The organism is Ensifer sp. PDNC004 (assembly GCF_016919405.1).
Taxonomy (GTDB): Bacteria; Pseudomonadota; Alphaproteobacteria; order Rhizobiales; family Rhizobiaceae; genus Ensifer.
The window spans coordinates 1,136,862-1,159,295 of the sequence record NZ_CP070353.1 but is presented as its reverse complement, the minus strand read 5'-3'; the positions used below and the strand labels follow the sequence as shown (position 1 = coordinate 1,159,295).

Sequence of the window (22,434 nt, the reverse complement as noted above, 5' to 3'; positions counted from 1 at the left end):
CCGGTAGCGTTCGTAGTCTACTGGCTATATGCGTATTGGTCTGGACCTGCGACCATCGAAATTGACTTCCAAACCTCACACGGCTGTCCAACTGGCCGATTGACCGATCTAGCTCGGCATTTCGATGATAAAAACGTGAGGCTCGAACAAGGCGCTGACCGACTCGTCATTTGTGATCCTGACACGCTACGCACGAACTCGCTTAACGCCCCAGTAGATATCGCCCGCGCATTTCCAGGCTGTCTGACTTATCGATCCGGATCGCTTCTGATGCTTAGGGCAAGCGAGGCAGTATGTGCAGTCCCGTCGAAAAACATCTTCGTGTGTGATGGAGATGTGGCTGGGGTCTCAGTTGGATCGGTCGGAACCGGCCAACCGTCCACTGAGGTGCCCTCTTGCTCAAATGAGAAGTTGTCGCGGTTTGGCATCCGTACCTAAGCGCCATTGGCCAAAGCCCCGTTTATCTGTGCACCGGTTGCGAGACTTATCGGCCCGAGGCTTGGGTTTCGATGCTCGCCTTGCGGCTTTCGCGCCATACGGTGAACAGGCCAGCTGCCACGACGATCAGCGCACCAAAAATCATGTTGCCGGTGACACCTTCCAGCGTCATGGTGCAACCTACGTGATCCTTGGCGAGCGTGGTTCGAGGTGCTGCATTCTTAATGGCGCTGCAGCGCGAACCTGCCAGCCTGGCGACCAAGTGATAATCTGCAACTCGGTATATCTCGACGAGAGCCGGATCACATCGTTGAAACCGACCATTCTTACGTTCGATGAAAGCAACCATGTTCGGGATCGCCTGAGTTATGCAGTGTCCATCGACGACGAAGGGCGGCATACGTTTGAAATCCTTGACGAGGCGAGCAACGTTCTTCCGATCCCGCTGCTCGTGACGAATTCACCCGAGCGGCTTTATGCCAAAGCCGCATTTCCGACTAACGCCCGAGCCATCGCGTCTGTGCTCCGAGAGTATTATTACGGCACCTTGTTGCCGGGTAATCAAGATCAGATGTCGACTACAAGTCCTGACACAAACCCGGTTTGAGCGCGTTCCCGCTCGTATCCTCGCGGATTGCAAATTACACGTGTGTGGCCTTCGCGATAATCGCGAAAGTGATGAATGTGACCGTGCACCCATAGGTCGGGTTTTCCCTGAGCGATAAGCGCGGAGAGGTTGGAAGCGAACGCGGCATTACTCGGATGCCCTCTGAAAGCAGGGTGGAGAGATCGGGGCAGCGGCCCGTGATGAGATAGGACCACAGTGCGCCCATCGAATTGATCTTCCAGTTCGCTGGCGATGAAGGCACGACTTTCCATATGGCGCTCGATTAACTCTTTGGCGGTGAGAAGGCCAGGCATCCCCGTTTCCGGCCAATCCGACCGAAAGATGGCGTGAAAGTCCATCATGTAACGCTTGCAGATGTTGATAGCGTAGGACTTCCTTTCTGGAAGAGGCAGTTCGTTTTCGATGCCATGCTCGATCTCAAAATCGGTCCAAAGCGTCGCACCAACTATGCGAGTTTTGCCCAGCACGATGGTGTCATTCTCAAGTACGGTGACGTTAGAATGCTTTGTCATCCGCCTTGCGGTTTGAAGACCTGCGTGGATCGTCGCCCCGTAGAACTCGTGGTTACCCAGGACCATGACGACCGGCATTCGAGGACTGATGTTTCGGATAAGGAACTGAATCGACATCTCGACGATTCCGGAAACGTCACCGGCGCAGATGCAAATATCTGCATCAGGGATTTCGATATCATGGCGCGTAAGCTCGGAATTGCTGACATGCATGTCGCTGATTATCCAGGCCTTCATGGTGTCGCCTCAAGGTCTCAGGGTACAAGGGAGGGCAGCGGCGAGGAACTGGTCTGCACCGACCGATCAACGACGGGCCAACGTTTGGTCAGCCTGCAAGGCCCACAAGTTTCGTAGGACCTTCGGTTGGTGAAAGGCCTACCAAAAGGGTCTTCAGACGTTCGCCTTCCAGTCGCCTTTCTTCTTTTAGCGCGCGGGCGAGGTCGATTGTGACCTTGAGGTTCGCTTCCAGTAGCCTTTTTGCTCGCGCATATTCCGTAGCCAGAATGAAGTCGACATCCGCTCGGAGCTTGGGTGATGTTTCGAAAACCTTGTAGACTGGCTGGTCAACATCGTCGGGAAAGACAGAAAAGCGCCTCCCTAGACCAAACCTCGCAACCATAAGAGCAGCGGCTTCGGTCGCACCGGTGAGATCACTTCCCCGCGAGCCACCAGCTGTGGTCGAACGATTACTGAAAACAAGCTCCTCACCAGCCATCCCGGCCAAGCTGATTGCGATGTCCCAACGGAACCATTCCTCAGTTCTCAGGGCGGGGACAGGGCAATCTGAAGTCGTCCGACCCAGCGCGTCGTGTGCCTCCACACAGTCATGCATGTCATAGAACACTTCCACGCAAGTCACGCTTCCTACGTCAGACAGCCCGGTCATCACCGCGTGAGCGGCCTCGTGAACGCAAATTCGCCATAGGTCTTCATCGCTTAGCGGTGGCTGCTTCGGCACAACGGCCCAAATGTCCGCGATCATGGGCTTTCGGCTCTCAGCGCGTGCCCGTTGTTTTGCTTTACGAACCAGGCGCTCAAGATCGGCTCCTGTCTGCCCACTTAGTTGCCGGGCAACCTCATAGAATTCCTTGGTCGCACCAAGCGTGGGCAGGTAAAACTGGAGGATTTGCGCCCGCTCAAGTGTATTTGGGCGTTTCATCTCGACGTGTGTTTCCAACCGTCCCGACCTCAGGAGAGCTGGGTCAAGGGCTTCAGGAAAATTCGTCGATGCGACGACGACCACGCCTTCGCGACTGGCCACGCCGTCCAAGGCTTCCAGAAGGGCATTTACGACTTCGATGCAATAGTGCGCGTTATCGCCGGAAAAGGAACGGCGGTCCCCGACGCTATCAACTTCGTCGATCAGCAAAATTGACGGGGCTCTGTCGCGAGCTTCGGCAAAATCCTGTCTCATTGCCTTAAGCAGGTCACCCAGATGGCCGTGGCTCTGCCATTTGGAGAGCGACGTCGGCACCAGATGTGCACTGCATTCCGAGGCGAGTGACGCCGCAAACGACGTCTTCCCTGTTCCCGGCGGGCCATACAAAAGGACTCCCTTATCAAGGTCGGACCAATCCAACTGACCGGCTCGCCACAGCCGGAGATCGCTTTTGAACTTGATGCCCCATTGTCCGGCTTCACCGAATGAAGTGAGCGGGACCAATCTTTGGCCCTTTGTCGGTTTCGTTAAAATACGTTGAAGTCTGGTTAGCGCAGCGGCAGTCGACCGACCTCTACGAAAAATGGAATCGATGAATGCGGGGTCGTGTTGTCTGAGCTGTTCCTTGTCCTCCTCCGAAAGCACACCCGTATCCAACTGCCGGGCGAGGCTGTCGAGATGTCGATCATCAAGGATTTCGAGATCGACGACGGCATCGGCGCTAATCTCGAATTCCGGATGCAATTCCGCGCCTCGCGGAAGGAATACAATGACTTTCTGAGCATCGAGATAGGCGCTTGGGCTGAAGTCCCACGCTCCCCTTTTGGTCCGAGGTGGGTGACAGAAGGTCTTCAGTTTCGAGGGGCCCCGGTCGCCCGATTTCAAGCAAATATCGGCAACATAGTCGAAGTCGTCGATTGGCCAATCACGCGGCACCGTGATCACCAGGACTGATGTCGCTTCAGCGAAAAACTCCCTTTGCCGCCGCATGAGCCTTATAAAGGCGCAGAACGCTAGGAATTTCCGTGGACTCGCCGCCAATGCGGTTTGGGCCGACCGACGACAAAGGCTACCCGGGGTCCGGGAAATTACTGCCCGGAGGTTAGACGTCGCATCCATAAGATGCTTGATCGCTCCGTCGACCAATTCCTGCTCCAGATCGGATTTCACTGGGACGTTCCTCCGACCAGAGGACGACCAAGGCGATACCAGCGGTTGAGAGTCCGCGCGAGTTGCCAGTGTTCGTCCCAGAAAACGATTTCTGTTGTCGCCGCTGGTCTCCCATCTGCCACGCGAGGATGCCCAAGGACGGTACCAAGAAGAATGGGGACTGCGCGCTTGGCGATCATCCAGTCAGAAATGGAAGTTTCAGGTGCGATAGATTCAGGTCCATCTCTGCAGACCTGCTCAAGGTCGTTTGCCAGACGCCTGTAAATTTCGATCATCTCTTGAGTAGCTGAAATCTCCAGACCGAGAGGGTGAGAGAGCATGGTACCTCCAGTGATTCTGTTGAATGCGAAAAAGCCGAGCCGTTCGGATAATTCATTTTGAATACTGTAGGATTCAAAATGTCAACTATGGCATTCATTTTGAATAATGTTGACATTTTTTTCTGCCGTGCGTTTTTCGCCTTTATGGCCATTATCCCGTCTGCAGAAATGTTGCGCGCTGCCAGGGCTTTGCTCGGTTGGAACCAGCGCCAGCTGGCTGCTGCAGCAGCAGTGTCTCGGCCCACCGTGCATAAGCTAGAAACTCGTGGAGCAACGCGTGGTGAGAATGCGCGGGAGAGCGGGGACAATGCCACTCTCGAATCGGTCGAGGCAATTGTGCAGGCCTACGAAGCTCAAGGAATAGAGTTCATCGAGGCGACGTCATCGACGGGGTCCGGGGTTCGTTGGCGAACGCCAGCCGGTAGGATCGGAGACGACCCTGCTGAGGAGGCAGTTCAAAGGAAGCTGTAGTTTCTATGATTCCTCGTCTGGGTGGGCCCTCAAAGCCTAGAGGGTCCGAAACGGCTGATTTGATTCGCGGTAGTGCGATTGCGGAAGCTTCCGTTGATGAAATCAGGAGCTAGTGCAGCTGGCCCAAGTTAAGCGGTCGCAAGAGTGGGTCCGGTTAACACAATCAATGGGCGATCAGAGGATTAGCCATGGCAACAGCCTCGCCAGAGATTTTAAGGGCCGCCAGAACGATGCTCGGGATGCAGCAAAAGCAGATGTCAAAGTTGGCGGGAATTTCTACGCCCACCCTCCACAAGATTGAAAGTGGGAACAAGCGCATCGCGATAGAGTACGTGGAGCGCCTTCAGGCCGCTCTTGAAAAGGCAGGTGTCGAATTTCTCGGGGAAGGCGAAGTTAGCGGGGAGGGGCTTCGCTGGCGCACCAAGCCTCATCGCGCGATTACCTAGGGCCTTCGCTCCTTTATCGTATTGTCCATTCCAATTGATCGAAGGTCGGGTACCGGCTGCATTTTGTAAGCGGAACGAGCCGTTGGGCGCAGACCTGCCACTGAAATTTCATCCAGCGGCGACTAAAGCCCCGGTGGTTCTAGATACGCCAAGTGGCGCGGCGTGAGCAAACGGCGGAAACGCGAAGCTTTCATCTTGCGCAGCGTTGGAGCCGGTTTCAGCGATGGTCCCGGCAAAGTCTGCCGGGGTATCCGAGCGATGAGTGCGGCCGGAAATGGGTGTAATCGTCCGCCCATTCAGCAATGGCACTTCGAGCATGATCGAGGCCGAAGAACAGGCTTTCGTTGCCTCGTCGCGCATGCGGCCGTTGAAACTCTCGACATAGCCATTCTGCATCGGCTTTCCCGGCGCGATGTAGTGCCATTCGACCTTGTGATCATTCGACCAGGCGTGGATGGCATTCGACGTCAGTTCAGTGCCGTTGTCGGAGACAATCATTCCTGGCTTGCCGCCTCGTTCGATCAGCGTCGTCAGTTCTCGGGCGACACGTCGACCGGAGATGGATATGTCCGGGATCGCTGCTAGGCATTCGCGCGTCACACCATCGACAATGCTGAGCACGCGGAAGCGTCTGCCCCAGGCAAACTGGTCATGCACGAAGTCCAGCGACCAGTGAGCGTTGGCCTTCGCTGCAATCAGGATCGGTGCACGCGTGCCGACAGCACGCCGCCTGGGTTTCCGCTTGCGAACGGAAAGACCTATCCTCGCGATAGAGCCGGTAGATGCGATTGATGCCGGACGGCTCTCCAACCGGCTGAAGCAGGACGAACAGCCGTCGATAACCGAAGCGCCATCGCTCATTCGCCAAGTCGCTCTTCCGTAAATCTGTGCTTCTTCATGCGTCCGTCCTTGACTGGCCGGACACTAATCCATTCCGGAGGAAATTCGCAGTGGCAGGTCAGCGCTTGGACAGGTGATGTCAAATTTCCGTGTTGCAGGTCTACACGAACCGCAATCACCTCGGTCACTCACGCGAACGTGATGAACACCCTAGGAAAGGAGTTAGCGATAGAAACATCCGCGTTGCTTTGGTGGGGAAATTCGAACATTTGAAATTATTAATCGTGCATTCATGGAATTAAAACTAATGTCAAAGAAGTTTTCGCAAAGATAAAGAAGTTCTTTTCGAGATAGAATGCATAATTGAAACACATTATTTATGTGAATGAGCAAATGTTGACAAAACAAGCCATGTAATGATCGATTATTTGTATTGATAATTTTAAACTAGTACATTTATACTTTAGTGATGCGGCAGCGGACCGTAGCGTGAGTAACAGGCCGCTGTTTGCCGGTCCGCAAACACGGAGTACCGCCGATGCTGGTCTATTTAACCGACGAATGCCTCATGACCACCGCCCAAGTGGCGGCGCGCCTTTCGATTTCAACGAAGACGCTGTTACTCCACGTCCGCGACGGCGAGATAGGCTGCGTAAACATCGGGACTGGACTTCGCAAGCACCGCCGCTTCGCGCTCTCGCAAATCGCGGAGTTCATCTCCAATCGTCAGACAAGGGAGATTCCGCCATGTCTGTCTATAAATCTAAAGCAAGCCCTTTCTACCACTACGACTTCTGGTTCAACTGCCATCGCTTTCACGGAACTACCAAGGCCCGAAACAAAAGGGACGCGGAAGCCATAGAGCGCCAGCTGAAAGAGCAGGCGAGGCGGGATGCCGACCAGTTCCGCAGGACCGGGAAAGCGCCTATGACCATCGACACTGCCGTCGGCAGATACTGGACGGAGAAAGCGCAGTTTCGTGCCGACAAGGAAGAGTTCTTCGGAGTTCTCGAACGTATCGTCCTATATTTTGGCAAGGGCAAACGCCTCGACGAAATCGACGACGAAGCTATCACCGGGCTGGTTGCGCACAAACGCAAGCTGTTTCGGTGGGGAAAATCCAAGCTCAAGCATGCGCAGGTGAAGACGGTATCGAACGCCACAATCAATCGGAAGACCCTGGAACCCCTCAAGGCCATATTCCGACGTGCCAAGTTGGTGTGGGGGTGTTCTTTGCCGCATGAGCCTCATTGGCGAGAGCATCTGCTGAAGGAGCCGAATGAACGGCTTCGCGAACTTCATCAAGACGAACAGCTGGCGCTCGATTGGGCCATGAGAGACGACTACTATCGTTGGTTCCTGTTTCTCCACCTGAGCGGTCGTCGGTTAAACGAAACACTAATCCGCTGGTCGGACGTCAACTTGCAGAGTGGCGAGATCATGACAAAGGGCAAAGGAGATTTTCCTGTTTGGACTCCAATCTTTCCCAGCATACGTAAGATTCTCGAATCTTGTCGGGGCCATCATCCGGAATTCGTGTTCACTTTTATTGCGCGACGGACAGGTCACGGGAAAGTGGCCGGAAGACGATACCCGATTACGTATCACGGAGCGCTCACGGAATGGCGCCGCGCTCGGGAGCGTTCTGGCGTAAAGAATTTTCGCCTTCACGATTGTCGTCACGACAGGGCGTCGAAGTTGCTGCGGGAAACCCGTAATCTGAAGCTCGTACAGCGCGTGCTGAATCACCATAATATATCCACTACCGCGAAGTACACGAATGTGATGGACGAAGAGGTGTGTATCGCGCTCGAACACAGCGCCAAGTCCCGAAATCAGTCCCGAAAAAAACTTGGAGACGGCGCTCAACCAACGGATTTTGCATGATTTTTCAGGAGCATGGCGTACTGCTCCACAGGCAGTGGGTCACTGCCTTCTAAGCAGGTTGTCGCAGGTTCGAATCCTGCAGGGGTCGCCAATAATTTCAAGCGCTTAGCTGGTGCGTTGGTCGGCTAAAGAACGACGTTTACGGTTCTCTCGCTACCGCTTACAGAACTCATTACGTGATGATCTGCGAGACAGCGTCATCGCCGGCTTGTCTTCTCAGTATCGATTTTCTCATCCGCCATGGGGAGCAGATCTCCGCTACGCCAGCGTGCGGCGGAAAGACCCACCGATTCACGCCCCTAACGCTCAGCTAAGCTCGTTTCCGGAAGCAGGAAAGAAGAGCGATAGCGGGCTTGAACAAGAGCCTATGGCCCTTGGTGTACATGCGGCCGGGCCGATGGATCGTCAGCGCATAGAGATACGAGCGCTTCCCTTGCAAGTAGGACCGGAATTTCTGCACGACCTGACGCCGTGCATCGTTCTGTCGAGCCCGCTTTGCGTCCGTAAGGCTGAGGTGTTGCGTGACTAGGCTTTCTTCGCAGCCAACGATCAGCCCGCCTTCCAAGGCAAAGCGAATGGCCCATTCGCGATCGACGGCCCTGCGGAAATTCTCGTCGAAGGCGAACTTGCGCAAGGTCGAAACGCGGGTGAGCATGGTGCAGGTGCCGACCCTTCCGTCGCCGGGGAGGGGATCGTCGCAGAGGAGATGAAGCGCGACCGCATCGCCGCCCACCGGCTGCGCGCTGCCCATGGCGCTGAGGCTCCTCGTCTTGCCGTTGGAGATCACGCGTCTCCTGCAATAGACCGAAATTGGCGCCGTATGCCGTTCCTCCGCCGCCAGCAGCTTTGCGACCTGAACCCTTAGCCGTTCCGGAGCGTTTTCGTCGTCCGAATCGAGGAACGCCAGGATTTCGCCGGTTGCTTCGCGCGCGAGCGTGTTGCGCGCGCCAGCGTTCCCCTTGTTGGTATCATGACGAACCAGCCTTACCCGCGGATCCTGCTGGCTGACGGATTGAACGATGGCGGCGGACCGATCGGTAGAGACATCGTCGCAGACCAGGATCTCCAGATCATCCCAGTCGAGTTGTCTGGCAGACAAGAGCGTCCGCTCGATCGTCTCTTCGGCGTTGTAGCAACATATCGCAAGTGTTACGCGCATTGATGCCTGTTCCTGTTGCGACCTGTGCTGTTCGGTGACGGTCCCGCCATCGCCGGCATGTTTCCGGATGAAGACTAATTCTGCTTGTGCGCTTTGACGGACGAGCCGACGATGCGCACGGGAACGGCATTGGGCTCCAGATATGAGCTGTCCGAGCGCACGAAGAGGACGTCGACGAGGCGATTGTGCGAACGATGGGGGATGACATCGGCGACTTCGAAGCCTTGCTCTGCCATGTACGCGACAAGTTCTGAAAACCGATAGCTACCTTCAAACCGGCGACGAAGGCTCGCCTCTGTGAAGACGAATTGCGTTTCCCGAAGCGTTTTTTCTGCTCCCTTGAGAACATCAAGGTCAAAGCCTTCGGTGTCCACTTTCAATCCGAATGGACCTTTGTAGCCCTTGTTTTCCAGAAGTTCGTCCAACGGCGAAATCTGTATCTCGACCGTCTTTTCCGGCTGCCGCTTCCAGTCCCTGCGTTTCATCAGGCTCGAGGAGGGACCTTCCAGGGAAAGCGTTGCTACGCCCTTGGCAGAGCCTGCGCCCGATTGAATGTAATCGAAGTTCAGGCCCTTTACGCTGTCTGCGGCCTTCTCCATCGTATCCGGCTGGGGATCGATCAGGACGAACTTCTTGTCCTTGAACAGTTCGTAGAATACCGGGCTGCCTTGATAGACGCCGACATCGATGAACGTACTGATATCAAAGCCGTAGCGCTTCAGGTACGCAGCAGAGTAACGTTCCTCGGAAACATGGAAACCTTGTCGCGTCAGCATCGAGGCGGCTGAGCGAAGCACCCGATTGAACAGCTTTCCCTTGGTCATAGTCCCCTCGGCAATTGCAATTTTTTCCAGACGAGACGCCTGGCCAAGTTGATTTCGTACTGGCTTAGATTTTGAGGCAGTTGTCCGGCATGTAGAACACGGACGTCCGCCACGGACGGCCGTTCACTGGTCCGAAGCCGTCGAAGTCGATACGGCGATAGCCGTTGTTGATCAGCAGGTCGTATCCCTCCTGATACCGCTCGCGTTCACTGTTGTCCCAGATGATTGCGGAGGGCCTTTGCTTCAGGTTCGTCGTCGCCTTGGCGCAATTCACACGATCGCGGCCGTCGATGACGACAACGTCGAAGGCGGTATCCTGGTGGCGCGTGACCTCGGTGGAGTAGTCGCCCCCTTCTACCAATTCGCGGTAGTTGTAGGTTACGTTGGCCGGCGATTGCTTGGAGATCAACTCGAACCAGTCGCGGTCATGTTCGACGCTGACCACCGACTTTGCCTTGCGGCTCCACCAAAGCGTGGAATTGCCGCTTCCGTATTCGAAAACGCGTAAATCAGTCAGCTGCCGGGTGCTGAGAAAATGCAGCATCGGGTAGGTGTACCAGGGGCATGGTTCGCCGTCGGCGGTCATCGGCTTGTGCTGTTTTGCACTTTCCAACCAACCCATCTGCCTCGCGCTTTCGACGAACTTCGGGAAGAAGTCGCGCGGGATATCCGGAGTCTCCCAAAGAAGCAGGTCGAGTTTCTGCTCGATCTTTGGAATGCGGCCGATGAGCTTTGTCGCTTTTACGAAGTTCTTCATCGCGCCCAGCATGATAGTCTCCCTCAGTTTCGGACATGCTTAATGGCTTATATGTTTTGTTAGCGCAAGCGATTGAAACGCGGTTCTGGCAAGCATCGAAGTCAGCCACGCGCATAGCCTAATCACGGATTCCTCACGAACAATGGGCGCCTTGGTCAGCTTGCCGAGGCGCTGGATGTTACGGCAGTGCCGCTACCAATCCGGAAAAGCACATAAAAAAACGGGCCGGCGGATGGTTTCCGACCGGCCCGTTCCGGCAAAAGGCGGAAAGGGGAACGTCTCTGCGCGGGGCTGCAGCGCCGCGCGTAGGGAGATCGATACGGTCCGATAATGCCCGAAAGGCGACATTGGAATTGACATTTCCCGCTTGAAATTTGACATTTCCCGCATGTCTTCCGATGGGCGCCTACAATCTGTGATCGAAGTTTCCGTCGTCATCTTGCCGGAGTCGTCGATCATGTCGCTTGCCTCCGTCTTGGACCCGATGCGCGCTGCAAACCGCATCTCGGGCCGCGATGTGTTTCGCTGGCGGCTGCTTTCGGCCGATGGCAAGCCGGTGGTCTTGACATGCGGTGTGCCGATCGCGGTCGAGGGGATGCTGCACCCGCCGCTTGCCGGCGACGCGCTGCTGGTGATCGGCGGCTTCAACCTTGATCGTCACGCCAGCAAGAAATTCATCGGCGCGCTGCAGGAGTGCTCACGGCACTTCGACATCGTCGCCGGCATCGAATCAGGCTGCTGGCTGCTCGGCCGCAGTGGTCTCCTCAATGGCCGCAAGGCGACGGCGCATTGGGAGGAACTGGAGGATTTCAGTCAGGCGTTTCCAGAGTTGGCCGTGCTTGGCGACCGTTTCGTCGTCGACGGCAAGTTCTGGACCTCGGGCGGCGCTTCGCCGACCTTCGACATGATGCTGCACTGGATCACGCAGCGGCTGGGGTCTGCCCTGGCGCTCGATGTCGCCAGCATCTTCGTCTACGACCAAACGCACAATGCAGCCGACGTGCAGCCCTATGTTTCTCTCGGGCGGATCGAGACGCGCGACCCGAAACTCGCCGAGGCGATCCGCCTGATGGAGCGCACGCTGGAGCGTCCCTTGACGATCGCGGCACTGACAAAGCGGCTGTCGATCTCGCAGCGCAAGCTGGAGTCGCTGTTTGCGCGAGGATTATCGACGAGCCCCGGCGCCTATTACCTTCGCCTGCGTCTTCAGTTCGCCCATCGACTGGTGCGAGACTCTGCTACCCCGATCCGAGAGATCGCGCTTCGATGCGGTTTCGACAGCCTGTCGGCCTTTTCGCGCGCCTATAGCCGCGAGTATGGAATGAGTCCACTGAAGATGCGACTGGCCCGCAGAGGAGCGGAGGCATAGGCAGCGCATCCCGTTAGAGGCCATCGACAATTTAGGGCCGCATCGGTCTCGTCGTGCAACGAGAAAGAGAGGGCTCCGCATGTTTCACTGGTCGCCAATCCGTTTGAGAAAAGGCAGCATCGTCGAGCCCGGCAATTTCGGGCGCATGATCAGGCGCTACCGGCCAGATCAGTTTGGCGACGGCTGGCGGTTGGCCCGCGAACTGCTCTTCGAGCAGGCCCGCGAGGCCTACGCTCCCAAAGCTCCCTCGCGGCTGAATGCCTGCTTCATGTGTCCGACCTATGATGACGCCATGCGATATCAGGCGGCCTACGCTCCTCACTTTCTACAAGTGCTTCACGAGGTGGAGATTGTTGAACACGGTGCGTCGCAACATGCCGGTGCGCTGATCCTGCTGGATGAGAACCAGAACATGTCCTTCCTGGATTCCTATCGCCGTCAGGCGCGCGACTATTGGGAGGGCCGGGCGAGGGGGATCGCGAACTGCTTACGGCGTCGTCGATCCGGGTTGTTCGGGTGTTTTGACCCATTCGCCTTCCGACCGCATCATTGACGTTCGTTATGCATGGCGTGTGACGCGGTTTGGCGGCCAGGCGTCGGTGGGCTGAGCCGGCCGGGTGCAGTGGCGGGGCAACCAGACGCTAATGAACCGTTTGTGGCGGCTCGTCGGTAAAGGCCTGGATGCCGTCGCGCTGCACCGTGGCGATAAACTCCTCGAAAGCTTCCCTGTCGGTCGGGAAGGGTTCCTCCCATGTCGTCGAGAAGCCCTCCTCGTCGATGACCTCGAGGGTCCAGTCGCGATTCGTGCCTGCCTCCCGGTAGATCCGCAATTCCACGACGACGCCGTCGTCACTGAATTGGCCGGAAAATTCCGAAAACTCGTAGTTCTGTTCTTCGTCAGTCATTTCCGAAGTGTAACACGCTTGCTTGAGGACGTCCTGCTATGTTCGGCCTCGACTATGCTGCTCGCAGCTTCAGCCGGGCACACAGGCACATCCGATCGTCTCTACGAAGGTTTGGACCGGAACGCGCCTGTTACCTTGGTGAATGGTTCTGCCGCTACCGGCAGCGGGCCTCGTAGCGGCGGCCATAGCGGTCGCGATAGATGCAATAGCCCTGGCGCTCCTGGGAGCGTCCGATCAGGTTGCCAACAACGCCACCGGCGACCGCGCCGATTGCCGCGCCGCCCCAGCTGTCGCTGACCGCCCCGCCGATGATCGCACCGGTGCCGGCGCCGATCGCCGTGCCTTTCTCGGTCTGCGTGCAGGAAGCAAGCGTACCAATCATCAAAACCGCAATGACAAGCTTTCTCATGCCTTCATCCCTTTGCTCTATACCAAACTGGGCAGTTCACCGCTTTGCATCCTCAGCGAGAGCCTCAGCATCTACTCAACGCGACGAATTGTCGATAGCACGGAATGCAACAGGCGAAAGATGGGGCGCGGCGCGCACCGAAAGTTGGAGCCAATACGCGCAAATGATGATGAAACTCAGCGTCGGAAACGCTGATAAATAACAAATTTCATTGGGGTTTTCGTGGTGAGCGCGCAGGGATTCGAACCCTGGACCTACTGATTAAAAGTCAGTTGCTCTACCGGCTGAGCTACGCGCTCCCTGGCCGCGGCGATGAAGCCCGGCGGAAGTGGGCGGACATATGCACGCGTGTTTCCCCCCGGTCAACCGAAAAATTGCGGGTTTTGTGAAGAAACGGTGCATGGCGCAATGATCGCCAAAAGGTGATTGGTATCATCATGATCCTGCGGCTAAGGAATGGCCCAAATGCCGCGTGCCGGAGTTCTTGCCGTTGTCGATCGCCGATATTTCCATCTGGACCGCCGTCCTTGCCGGCGCCCTTTCGTTCCTTTCTCCCTGCGTTCTGCCGCTCGTACCGCCCTATCTCTGCTATATGGCCGGCGTTTCGGTCGATCAGTTCCGCAGCGGCGACGCGGCGACCATCGGCAGCACGAGACGTGCTGTCTTGCCGGCGGCACTGTTGTTCACGCTCGGCTTTGCCACCGTCTTCGTGGCGCTCGGGGCGGGGGCCTCGTCGATCGGCATGGTGCTTCGACAGCACATGGACCTGCTGTCGCGCATCGGCGGTGTGATCATCATCATCATGGGCCTGCATTTCCTTGGCGTGTTCAAGATCGGGCTGCTCGCGCGCGAAGCCCGTTTCCAGGGCGGCGGCAAGCCGGCGACGCTCTCGGGCGCCTACATCATGGGTCTGGCCTTCGCCTTCGGCTGGACGCCCTGCATCGGCCCGGTCCTCGGCACGATCCTTGGCGTCGCTGCCGCACGTGACACCGTTTCCGATGGCGCGATGCTGCTGGCGATCTATTCGCTGGGCCTTGCCGTGCCTTTCTGGATCGCTGCTGCGTTTTCCGGCTCCTTCATGCGCTTCCTCTTCCGCTTCCGCCGCCATCTCGGTCTGGTCGAGAAGCTCATGGGCGGCCTCCTTGTGCTGGCAGGCCTTGCTTTTCTCTTCGGCTTCATCAGTTCCGTCGCCATCTGGTTCCAGACGACCTTCCCGATCCTGATGAAAATCGGCTAGGGCATACCCTCGTATTTTAGAATCACTTTTCGGCCGGACCGGCCTAATCGTCAGGGCGGTTGATGCGCTAGGCGTGCGGGCGTCGGCGCGGGAAGGTGAAGAATGCGGGGGACAAGATGACGGAAATCGCGGGCCTGGTGCTGCCGTTCTTCGGCCTGATCTTCCTCGGTTATCTGACGGCGCGCTTCGTCCACCATCCGGGCGAGGCGATGGGTTGGCTGAACACCTTCATCATCTACCTCGCTCTGCCGGCGCTGTTCTTCAAGCTCGTCTCGCGCACGCCGATCGAACAGCTGGCGCGCGCCGACTTCATCCTCACCACCGTCGGGGCGACCTACATCGTCTTCTCGCTGATTTTTCTCATCGGCGTCTATGTCAGGCGCAACTCCATAGCCGAGGCGACGATCCAGGGTTTCGGCGCTGCCTATGGCAATATCGGCTATATGGGGCCCGGCCTTGCGCTTCTCGCCTTGGGCGATGCGGCTGCCGTGCCGGTAGCGCTGATCTTCAGCTTCGAGAATGCCGCGCATTTCGCGGTCGCACCGGCGATGATGGCGATATCAGGCGGCCGCCAGGAAAAGCCGCTGGTGCTTGCAGCCAGCGTTGCACGCAAGATCATCCTGCACCCGTTCATTCTCGCCACACTTGCCGGCGTGGTCGCCGCCTTCTTCGCGGTACAGCCGCCGGTGCCGGTGCAAAGATTGATCGACTATCTTGCGCAGTGTGCGGCACCTTGCGCGCTCTTTGCCATGGGTGTGACGCTGGCGCTGCGCCCGATTAAGCGCATTCCCGTAGAGATCGGCTACATCGTCCCGGCCAAGCTGCTCTTGCACCCGCTGGTCATGTTCACGGCGATGAGCCTGACGGGGAACTATGATCCGATCTGGGTGCAGACGGCCGTATTGCTCGCAGCCCTTCCGACGGCGACGAACGTCTTCGTCATCGGCCATCAATATGGCGTGTGGCAGGAGCGGGCCTCGGCGACGATCCTCATCACCACGACGCTTTCGGTCGCGACCGTCACCGGTCTGCTTTACCTAATCCGCTCAGGCGCTCTTCCGCCCGATCTTTTCCCGTAAGCCTTCCTTGAAGGCATTGAGCGCGCTGCCGGGGTGGACGCCTTCGCGCATCAAGAGGCTGCGCAGCGGCCCGACGGCGGAAAGCACATGCAGCCCCAGCGCGCGAAGCGCCTGCACCGGCAGGAATCCGGAAAGTAGCGAGCGGTTGAGGAGATCCACGCTCGCCGTACGGCTGATGATATCCGGCCGGCGGCGGCTGTCGAAGCGATCACCGATATCGCCGGCAAGCGGCTCGCCGCCGGATGCGCCGATGATATTGACGAGCGTCATCACATCGCGAAGGCTGAGATTGAGCCCTTGTGCGCCGATCGGCGGGAAGGCGTGCGCCGCTTCGCCAAGAAGCACGACGCGGCCCTTGCCAAAGCGCTGGGCGGTCATGCCCGAAAGCGGGAAGGATTGCGGCGCGCCTTCGACCGTTGCCTTGCCGAGGATCGATTGCATCCGGTCTTCGACGGCGCGAGAGAGCGCCGCAAGATCGAGCGTCAGCGTTTGCGCGGCATCTTCGGGCTTGCGCACCCAGACAAGACTGGAGCGGTTGCCCGGCAGGGGCACTTGCGTGAAGGGGCCGCTTTCGGTGTGGAACTCGGTCGAGATGTTCTGGTGCGGGAGCTCGTGCGCAAAGTTCAAGACGACCGCTGTCTGCGGATAGGACCAGGTGCTGACGGAGATCTTCGCCGCTTCGCGCACCGGCGACCGACGGCCATCGGCGCCGACGAGCAGATGCGCGCTGCATTGGCTGCCGTTTGCAAGCTCTATCGTTGCGACCGTGTCCGAAAGTTCAAAGCCGATCGCCGACGTGGTGATACGCGTCAGCGTCGGGCTCTCTTCGGCGCGGTGGCGGAGAATATCGATGAAAGGGGCATTCGGAATATTGTAGCCGAAGGCGTCGAGCCCGACTTCGGAAGCGCGGAAATTGACTGGTGGCGCGCGCAACAACCGGTTGGTGCCGTCGAGGATGCGCATGGTCGAAAGCGGCGCGGTCAGCGGCTCGACCTTTTCCCAAAGATTGAGCGTCTTCAGATATTCGATCGATTGGTCCATCAGCGCCGTAGTGCGTCCGTCGGCAACCGCCGGCTCCGGTCCGATCAAGGCCACGCGGTAGCCAGCATCCGCAAGCGCGATGGCCGCGAGGGATCCGGCAAGGCCCGCACCGATAATGGCAATGTCGAAGTGGTCCATGATGCAAAAGCCCTTTCGCGCAAGCTGTGAGGCGTCTTGGCCCAGCCTCGATCATACCTCTAGTCGTCGGCGCATGCGAAATAAATGGGTAGAATCAGCGCAGAAGCAATTTGCAGGTGTCCACAGGACAATGGGGCGAGGGGAGGCTGTAATACTTGAATTTTAGTGGCGATGCGTTGCAAAGGGTGCATATTACGGGCAACGCGCCGCACAGCGGTCGAGGCGGGTCAAGGCCCGCACGGGGAAAACAGCAGGGGTGGGCGGCGTCCGCAGATGAAGTTCTTTAACTACAGACGAGTTCCCTACGCCGAGATTCGCGCCTTCTCCGTGCATATCTTGACCGCATCGGGATCGTTTCTCGCCTTCCTGGGTGTCGTGGCTGCGGCCGAGCACCGTTTCGTCGACATGTTCTGGTGGCTGGGGCTGGCGCTGCTCGTTGATGGCATCGACGGGCCGATCGCCCGCAAGGTGCGCGTCAAGGAAGTGCTGCCCAACTGGTCGGGCGACACGCTCGACAACGTCATCGACTACGTGACCTATGTGCTATTGCCAGCCTTTGCGCTCTACCAGAGCGGCATGATCGGCGAGCCCTGGTCGTTCGTCGCGGCCGGCGCGATCGTGGTTTCGAGCGCGATCTATTATGCCGACATGGGCATGAAGACGGACGAATACTTCTTCTCCGGCTTCCCCGTCGTCTGGAACATGGTCGTCTTCACGCTGTTCGTCATCCAGGCGAGCGAGTTGACGGCGTCGATCGTCGTCTTCGTGTCGGTGGTCCTGACCTTCTTGCCGATCAACTTCCTTCATCCGGTTCGCGTCCAGCGCCTGCGACCGCTGAACCTCGGCATCTTCCTTCTGTGGTCGGCGCTCGGCATCTACGCGCTGCTCCTGCATTTTGCGACGCCGGCATGGGTCGTCACCGGTTTCGTCGTCACAGGCATCTATCTCTACGTGATTGGCTTCGTGCTGCAGATTTTCCCAAGTCTCGGCCGGAAATAGGAGCAGGCAATGGCACAGGCGATTGTGGTACGCGAACTCGGAGGACCGGAGGTCCTGAAGCTCGAAGGCGTGACACTCTCGCCGCCGGGGCCGGGTGAGGTGCAGATCCGGCAGGTGGCCGTCGGACTCAATTTCATCGACGTCTACTTCCGCACCGGCCTCTACAAGTCAGCTTTGCCCTTCGTGCCGGGCAAAGAAGGCGCCGGTATCGTCACTGCGGTTGGCGACGGCGTCAGCCTGTTCTCCGTCGGTGACCGCGTCGCCTATGCGTCGGCCGATGGCGCCTATGCGAGCGAACGCAATGTCGATGCCGCGCAGTTGGTGAAGGTGCCTGACGGCATCAGTCTCGAGACCGCGGCCGCGATGATGCTGAAAGGCATGACGGCGCAATATCTGCTCAACCAGACCTATCAGGTCGGGCCGGGCACGACGATCCTCTTCCATGCCGCAGCCGGCGGCGTCGGGCTCATTGCCGGCCAGTGGGCGAAGGCGCTTGGCGCGACTGTCATTGGTACCGCGGGCTCGCAGGACAAGATCGATCTGGCGCTGGCGCATGGCTACGACCACGTGATCAACTACCGCACCGACAATTTCGTCGCCCGGGTCAAGGAATTGACCGACGGCCGCGGCGTCGATGTCGTCTACGATTCCGTCGGGCGTGACACCTATCCGGCGTCGCTGGATTGTATCAAGCCGCGCGGCCTCTGGGTCAGCTTCGGCAATTCGTCGGGTCCGGTGGATGCCTTCAGCATCGGCATCCTGGCTCAAAAGGGCTCGCTTTTTGCGACGCGTCCGACACTCTTTGGTTACGTTGCCACGCGGCCTGCGCTGGAAGCGTGTGCAAATTCCCTGTTTGATATTGTGCAAAGCAACAAAGTGCGTATCAATATAAATCAGACTTATCCGCTCGCCGATGCGGGGCGAGCGCATACGGATCTCGAGACAAGAAAAACAAGTGGAACAACACTGCTGATTCCGTGATCGAAGCCTTAAGGCGGACGCGGATCAACAGAGGGGAAAGAGGGCAGCGTGCCTGTTGAGGGAGTAGCGGCGAACGGTCATCTATTGGCTGTGAGCAACCTGACGAAATTGTTTGGCAGCTTCGCGGCCTGCAATGGGATCAATCTGCAGATTGAACCGGGCGAAATCCACGCCCTTCTCGGCGAAAACGGCGCCGGAAAATCGACCCTGGTCAAGATGCTGTTCGGCGTATTGTCGCCGACGGCCGGCGAGATACTCTGGCAGGGCCAGAGCGTGCGCATCGCCAATCCCGCGGCTGCGCGCAAGCTCGGCATCGGCATGGTTTTCCAGCATTTTTCGCTGTTCGAGGCGCTGACGGTCGCAGAGAATATCGCGCTTTCCATGGATGCGAACATCTCGCTGGCGAGGGTGGCGGAAGAGGCGTCCCGTCTGTCGCATGCCTATGGCCTGCCGCTCGACCCCAAGGCGCATGTGGCGGATCTCTCGGTCGGCGAGCGCCAGCGCATCGAGATCGTGCGCGCGCTCCTGCAGAACCCGCGCCTCATCATCCTTGACGAGCCGACCTCGGTGCTGACGCCGCAGGAAGCCGATCGCCTGTTCGAAACACTCTACAAGCTGAAGGCCGAAGGCCGTTCGGTTCTCTATATCAGTCACCGGCTGGAAGAGGTGCAGCGCATCTGCGACCGCGCAACAGTGTTGCGCCACGGCAAGGTGACCGGCGCCTGCGATCCGAAGACGGAGACCCCCTCGTCGCTGGCGCGCATGATGGTTGGCGGCGACGTCGCGGCGGTGACGGCCGAAGGCACCAGCGCCAAGGGTCAGGTGCAGCTGGAAGCGCGGCACTTGAGCGTGCCGGCGCGCACGCCTTTCGCCGTTTCGCTGAAGAACATCTGTCTCAAGGTGCATGCCGGCGAGGTGCTGGCGATTGCCGGTGTTGCCGGCAACGGCCAGGGCGAACTCTTCGACGCGCTCTCGGGCGAATATCCGGTTGCCGACGACAATGCGGTGCAGATCCGCCAGAAGCCGGTCGGCAACCGTAACATCAACGCTCGCCGGCTGATGGGCGCGGGCTTCGTTCCCGAGGAGCGCCATGGCCACGCCGCGGTATCGGCGCTGCCGCTCTCGGACAATCTCGTGCTTGCCCGCAGTCGCTCGGACTCCAAGGCGTTCCTCGGCGGCGGCATCCTCAAGATCATCCGTCGCGATGCGGTGACGAGCGCCACGAAGCGCATCTCCGAGGCGATGGACGTGCGCAAGAGTGGCGAGGATCCGCCGGCCGGCTCGCTTTCCGGCGGCAACCTGCAGAAGTTCATCGTCGGGCGTGAGCTCGACCGCCAGCCGAGCGTGCTCGTCGTCAACCAGCCCACCTGGGGCGTCGATGCGGGTGCTGCCAGCCGCATCCGCCAGGCGCTCGTCGATCTCGCCAAGTCCGGATCTGCCGTGCTCGTCATCAGCCAGGATCTCGATGAGATCTTCGAAGTGGCGACGGAGATCGCCGTCATCAGCGACGGAAAGCTCTCCGATCCCTATCCGGCCAAGGAGCTTTCGCGTGAAAAGATTGGCCTGCTGATGGGCGGCATGTACGGCAAGACGGAAGGCACGGAGGCCGCACATGCGCATTGAACTGGAAAAGCGCGCCAAGGTCTCGACGCTGTTTTCGATCCTGTCGCCGTTCATCGCCTTCCTGCTGACGATCGTCTTCGGCAGCATCATGTTTGCGCTGCTCGGCAAAAACCCGGTCATGGCGCTCTACAGCTTCTTCGTCGAGCCGCTGAGCGAGGTCTGGTCGCTGCACGAACTGGCGATCAAGGCCGCCCCGCTGATCCTGATTGCCGTCGGATTGTCGGTCTGCTTCCGTTCCAACAACTGGAACATCGGCGCCGAGGGCCAGTTCATCATGGGCGCGATTGCTGGCTCGATCCTGCCGGTGGTCTTCTTCGACTGGCAGTCGCCGCTGGTGCTGCCGCTGATGATGCTGATGGGCATGCTCGGTGGTGCGCTGTTTGCCGCCATCCCCGCCTTCCTCAAAGCGCATATGAACACCAACGAGATCCTGACGAGCCTGATGCTGGTCTATGTCGCCCAGTTGTTCCTCGACTGGTTGGTGCGTGGACCCTGGCGCAATCCGGGCGGCATGAACTTTCCGGAGACGCGCACCTTTGCCGTCGATGCGATCCTGCCGGAAATGCTTGCCTCCGGCCGTACCCACTGGGGCTTCGCCTTCGCCATCATAGCGGCGATCCTCGTCTGGTTCATGATGCGTTACACGCTGAAGGGCTTCGAGATTTCCGTGCTTGGCCAATCGGAGCGGGCAGGGCGCTTTGCCGGTTTCTCCTCGCGTAAGATGATCTGGTTCTCGATGCTGCTTTCCGGCGCCTTTGCCGGCCTGGCCGGCATTTCCGAGGTCAGCGGCGCGATCCAGCAGTTGCGCCCGGTCATCTCGCCCGGCTACGGCTTCACCGCCATCATCGTTGCGTTCCTCGGGCGCCTCAATCCGCTCGGCATCGTCGCCGCCGGCCTGGTGCTGGCGCTCACCTATCTCGGCGGTGAGGCGGCGCAGCTGTCGATCGGCGTGTCCGAAAAAGTCACGCGCGTCTTCCAGGGTCTCCTGCTCTTCTTCGTGCTCTCCTGCGACACGCTCATCCACTATCGCATCAAGCTGGTCTTCGACCGGTTGACCGCGACTAACAGCGAGGGGAGCCGCTGATGGGTATCGTCGAAGCGATCCTTTTGAGCGTCATCACGGCCGCAACGCCCCTGGTGTTGGCCGCAATCGGCGAACTGGTGACCGAACGGTCCGGCGTGCTGAACCTCGGCGTCGAGGGCATGATGATCATGGGGGCGGTCTCCGCCTTCGCAATCACCCAGATCACCGGTTCGCCCTATCTGGGCATGCTTGCAGGCATCGCCTGCGGCGCGCTGTTCTCACAGCTCTTTGCCTTCCTCACGCTGAGCCTGGTGGCAAACCAGGTGGCGACGGGCCTGGCTTTGACCCTGCTCGGCATCGGCGTCTCCGGCATGATGGGGGAGAGTTTCCTCGGTATGCAGGGCGTCAAGCTTCAGCCGATCGCGATCCCGCTTCTCGCCGATATCCCTTATATCGGGCCGCTGCTCTTCCGGCAGGACATCATCTTCTATCTTTCGATCGCGATCGTCGCAGGCGTTCACTGGTTCCTGTTCAAGAGCCGCGCTGGCCTCAAGCTGCGTGCGGTCGGCGACAGCCACGCCTCAGCACACGCGCTCGGCGTCAACGTCATTCGCACCCGTTATCTCGCCGTGATGTTCGGCGGCGCCTGCGCCGGCCTTGCCGGCGCACAGCTGTCGCTCGTCTACACGCCGCAATGGGTGGAGAACATGTCGGCCGGTCGCGGCTGGATCGCGTTGGCGCTGGTGGTCTTTTCGTCCTGGCGTCCGTGGCGGCTGGTGGCCGGAGGCTATCTCTTCGGCGCGGTTTCGATCAGCCAGTTGCACGCGCAGGCCTTCGGTCTGGGCATTCCCTCGCAGCTCCTTTCGTCGCTGCCCTATGTCGCGACGATCGTCGTCCTCATTCTCATTTCGCATAACCGGCGCATGACCCTGATCAATACGCCGGCATCGCTCGGCAAACCGTTTGTGCCGGACCGGTGATCGCAAGCATTTCATACTGACGTTTCTCAAACCGACAG

At 58.8% G+C, this 22,434-nt stretch carries 21 protein-coding genes, 1 tRNA gene and 2 pseudogenes; 14 read left to right on the top strand and 10 right to left on the bottom strand.

Annotated features, from left to right (window positions below; translation table 11 throughout):
• Nucleotides 1-613: 613 nt before the first annotated feature.
• Nucleotides 614-901: pseudogene (locus JVX98_RS32345) on the top strand (aspartate 1-decarboxylase); the annotation flags it as partial.
• Nucleotides 902-1,005: 104 nt separating this feature from the next.
• Here JVX98_RS32345 and JVX98_RS13845 read toward each other — a convergent pair.
• Nucleotides 1,006-1,815, bottom strand: coding sequence for a metallophosphoesterase (locus tag JVX98_RS13845; RefSeq protein WP_205238981.1), 810 nt, complete (start codon nucleotides 1,813-1,815; stop codon nucleotides 1,006-1,008).
• Between the two features lie 88 nt (nucleotides 1,816-1,903).
• Nucleotides 1,904-3,907 (bottom strand): AAA family ATPase, encoded by a 2,004-nt coding sequence (locus JVX98_RS13840; protein WP_205238980.1) that lies wholly within the window; start codon nucleotides 3,905-3,907, stop codon nucleotides 1,904-1,906.
• Nucleotides 3,908-4,305: 398 nt separating this feature from the next.
• On the opposite strand from JVX98_RS13840, the gene JVX98_RS13835 reads away from it, so the two are divergent.
• Nucleotides 4,306-4,698 carry a helix-turn-helix domain-containing protein gene (locus JVX98_RS13835; protein WP_371826546.1) on the top strand — a complete coding sequence of 131 codons (393 nt, stop codon included), beginning with the start codon at nucleotides 4,306-4,308 and terminating at the stop codon, nucleotides 4,696-4,698.
• A gap of 188 nt (nucleotides 4,699-4,886) precedes the next feature.
• Nucleotides 4,887-5,144, top strand: a complete 258-nt coding sequence (locus tag JVX98_RS13830) for a helix-turn-helix domain-containing protein (protein WP_205238979.1) — start codon at nucleotides 4,887-4,889, stop codon at nucleotides 5,142-5,144.
• Between the two features lie 108 nt (nucleotides 5,145-5,252).
• On the opposite strand, the pseudogene JVX98_RS13825 reads toward JVX98_RS13830, so the two are convergent.
• Nucleotides 5,253-6,027, bottom strand: a pseudogene (locus tag JVX98_RS13825) (IS3 family transposase); the annotation flags it as partial.
• Nucleotides 6,028-6,522: 495 nt separating this feature from the next.
• On the opposite strand from JVX98_RS13825, the gene JVX98_RS32685 reads away from it, so the two are divergent.
• The gene (locus tag JVX98_RS32685) at nucleotides 6,523-6,846 is read left to right on the top strand and encodes a helix-turn-helix domain-containing protein (protein WP_205238978.1); all 324 of its coding nucleotides are present in this window, start codon (nucleotides 6,523-6,525) and stop codon (nucleotides 6,844-6,846) included.
• Nucleotides 6,732-7,871: a site-specific integrase gene (locus tag JVX98_RS13815; protein ID WP_205238977.1), complete on the top strand. Its 1,140-nt coding sequence runs from the start codon at nucleotides 6,732-6,734 to the stop codon at nucleotides 7,869-7,871. The genes JVX98_RS32685 and JVX98_RS13815 overlap by 115 nt, the downstream gene beginning before the upstream one ends.
• Nucleotides 7,872-8,181: 310 nt before the next feature.
• On the opposite strand, the gene JVX98_RS13810 is transcribed toward JVX98_RS13815, so the two are convergent.
• The 3 genes from JVX98_RS13810 to JVX98_RS13800 all read right to left on the bottom strand — a co-directional run bounded on the left by JVX98_RS13810 (nucleotide 8,182) and on the right by JVX98_RS13800 (nucleotide 10,623).
• Complete coding sequence (locus tag JVX98_RS13810; RefSeq protein ID WP_205238976.1) at nucleotides 8,182-9,030, bottom strand: glycosyltransferase family 2 protein; 849 nt, start codon at nucleotides 9,028-9,030, stop codon at nucleotides 8,182-8,184.
• Between the two features lie 74 nt (nucleotides 9,031-9,104).
• On the bottom strand, nucleotides 9,105-9,854 hold the full coding sequence (locus JVX98_RS13805; protein WP_205238975.1) for an FkbM family methyltransferase: 750 nt from the start codon (nucleotides 9,852-9,854) through the stop codon (nucleotides 9,105-9,107).
• A 64-nt stretch (nucleotides 9,855-9,918) separates the two neighbouring features.
• Nucleotides 9,919-10,623, bottom strand: a complete 705-nt coding sequence (locus JVX98_RS13800; protein WP_205238974.1) for a hypothetical protein — start codon at nucleotides 10,621-10,623, stop codon at nucleotides 9,919-9,921.
• Between the two features lie 376 nt (nucleotides 10,624-10,999).
• On the opposite strand from JVX98_RS13800, the gene JVX98_RS13795 reads away from it, so the two are divergent.
• The gene (locus tag JVX98_RS13795; protein WP_205238973.1) at nucleotides 11,000-11,980 is read left to right on the top strand and encodes a GlxA family transcriptional regulator; all 981 of its coding nucleotides are present in this window, start codon (nucleotides 11,000-11,002) and stop codon (nucleotides 11,978-11,980) included.
• Between the two features lie 79 nt (nucleotides 11,981-12,059).
• Entirely contained in the window at nucleotides 12,060-12,533 is a 474-nt protein-coding gene (locus JVX98_RS13790) for a DUF2441 domain-containing protein (RefSeq protein ID WP_205238972.1), read from the top strand.
• 88 nt (nucleotides 12,534-12,621) lie between these two features.
• On the opposite strand, the gene JVX98_RS13785 is transcribed toward JVX98_RS13790, so the two are convergent.
• The 3 genes from JVX98_RS13785 to JVX98_RS13775 form a co-directional block, all read right to left on the bottom strand.
• Entirely contained in the window at nucleotides 12,622-12,885 is a 264-nt protein-coding gene (locus JVX98_RS13785; RefSeq protein ID WP_043623603.1) for a hypothetical protein, read from the bottom strand.
• A 154-nt stretch (nucleotides 12,886-13,039) separates the two neighbouring features.
• The gene (locus JVX98_RS13780) at nucleotides 13,040-13,294 is read right to left on the bottom strand and encodes a YMGG-like glycine zipper-containing protein (protein WP_205238971.1); all 255 of its coding nucleotides are present in this window, start codon (nucleotides 13,292-13,294) and stop codon (nucleotides 13,040-13,042) included.
• A gap of 223 nt (nucleotides 13,295-13,517) precedes the next feature.
• Nucleotides 13,518-13,593: transfer RNA gene (locus JVX98_RS13775), tRNA-Lys, on the bottom strand.
• Between the two features lie 191 nt (nucleotides 13,594-13,784).
• Between JVX98_RS13775 and JVX98_RS13770 the strand changes: the two genes are divergently transcribed.
• Entirely contained in the window at nucleotides 13,785-14,531 is a 747-nt protein-coding gene (locus JVX98_RS13770) for a cytochrome c biogenesis CcdA family protein (protein ID WP_043620288.1), read from the top strand.
• 116 nt (nucleotides 14,532-14,647) lie between these two features.
• The gene (locus JVX98_RS13765; protein ID WP_192446090.1) at nucleotides 14,648-15,610 is read left to right on the top strand and encodes an AEC family transporter; all 963 of its coding nucleotides are present in this window, start codon (nucleotides 14,648-14,650) and stop codon (nucleotides 15,608-15,610) included.
• On the opposite strand, the gene JVX98_RS13760 is transcribed toward JVX98_RS13765, so the two are convergent.
• Entirely contained in the window at nucleotides 15,578-16,789 is a 1,212-nt protein-coding gene (locus tag JVX98_RS13760; protein ID WP_192446091.1) for a UbiH/UbiF family hydroxylase, read from the bottom strand. The genes JVX98_RS13765 and JVX98_RS13760 overlap by 33 nt on opposite strands.
• 273 nt (nucleotides 16,790-17,062) lie before the next feature.
• Here JVX98_RS13760 and pcsA point away from each other — a divergent pair, with 273 nt between their 5' ends.
• From pcsA to JVX98_RS13735, 5 genes are read left to right on the top strand one after another with little or no spacing between them, the layout of a single operon-like run.
• Nucleotides 17,063-17,788 (top strand): phosphatidylcholine synthase, encoded by a 726-nt coding sequence (gene pcsA / locus JVX98_RS13755; protein ID WP_034790952.1) that lies wholly within the window; start codon nucleotides 17,063-17,065, stop codon nucleotides 17,786-17,788.
• Between the two features lie 9 nt (nucleotides 17,789-17,797).
• The gene (locus JVX98_RS13750; protein WP_205238970.1) at nucleotides 17,798-18,769 is read left to right on the top strand and encodes a quinone oxidoreductase; all 972 of its coding nucleotides are present in this window, start codon (nucleotides 17,798-17,800) and stop codon (nucleotides 18,767-18,769) included.
• 48 nt (nucleotides 18,770-18,817) lie between these two features.
• Entirely contained in the window at nucleotides 18,818-20,392 is a 1,575-nt protein-coding gene (locus JVX98_RS13745) for an ABC transporter ATP-binding protein (protein WP_205238969.1), read from the top strand.
• Nucleotides 20,382-21,476: an ABC transporter permease gene (locus tag JVX98_RS13740; RefSeq protein ID WP_205238968.1), complete on the top strand. Its 1,095-nt coding sequence runs from the start codon at nucleotides 20,382-20,384 to the stop codon at nucleotides 21,474-21,476. Before JVX98_RS13745 ends, JVX98_RS13740 begins: the two co-directional genes overlap by 11 nt.
• Nucleotides 21,476-22,396 (top strand): ABC transporter permease, encoded by a 921-nt coding sequence (locus tag JVX98_RS13735; RefSeq protein WP_043620304.1) that lies wholly within the window; start codon nucleotides 21,476-21,478, stop codon nucleotides 22,394-22,396. The genes JVX98_RS13740 and JVX98_RS13735 overlap by 1 nt, the downstream gene beginning before the upstream one ends.
• Nucleotides 22,397-22,434: the final 38 nt, after the last annotated feature.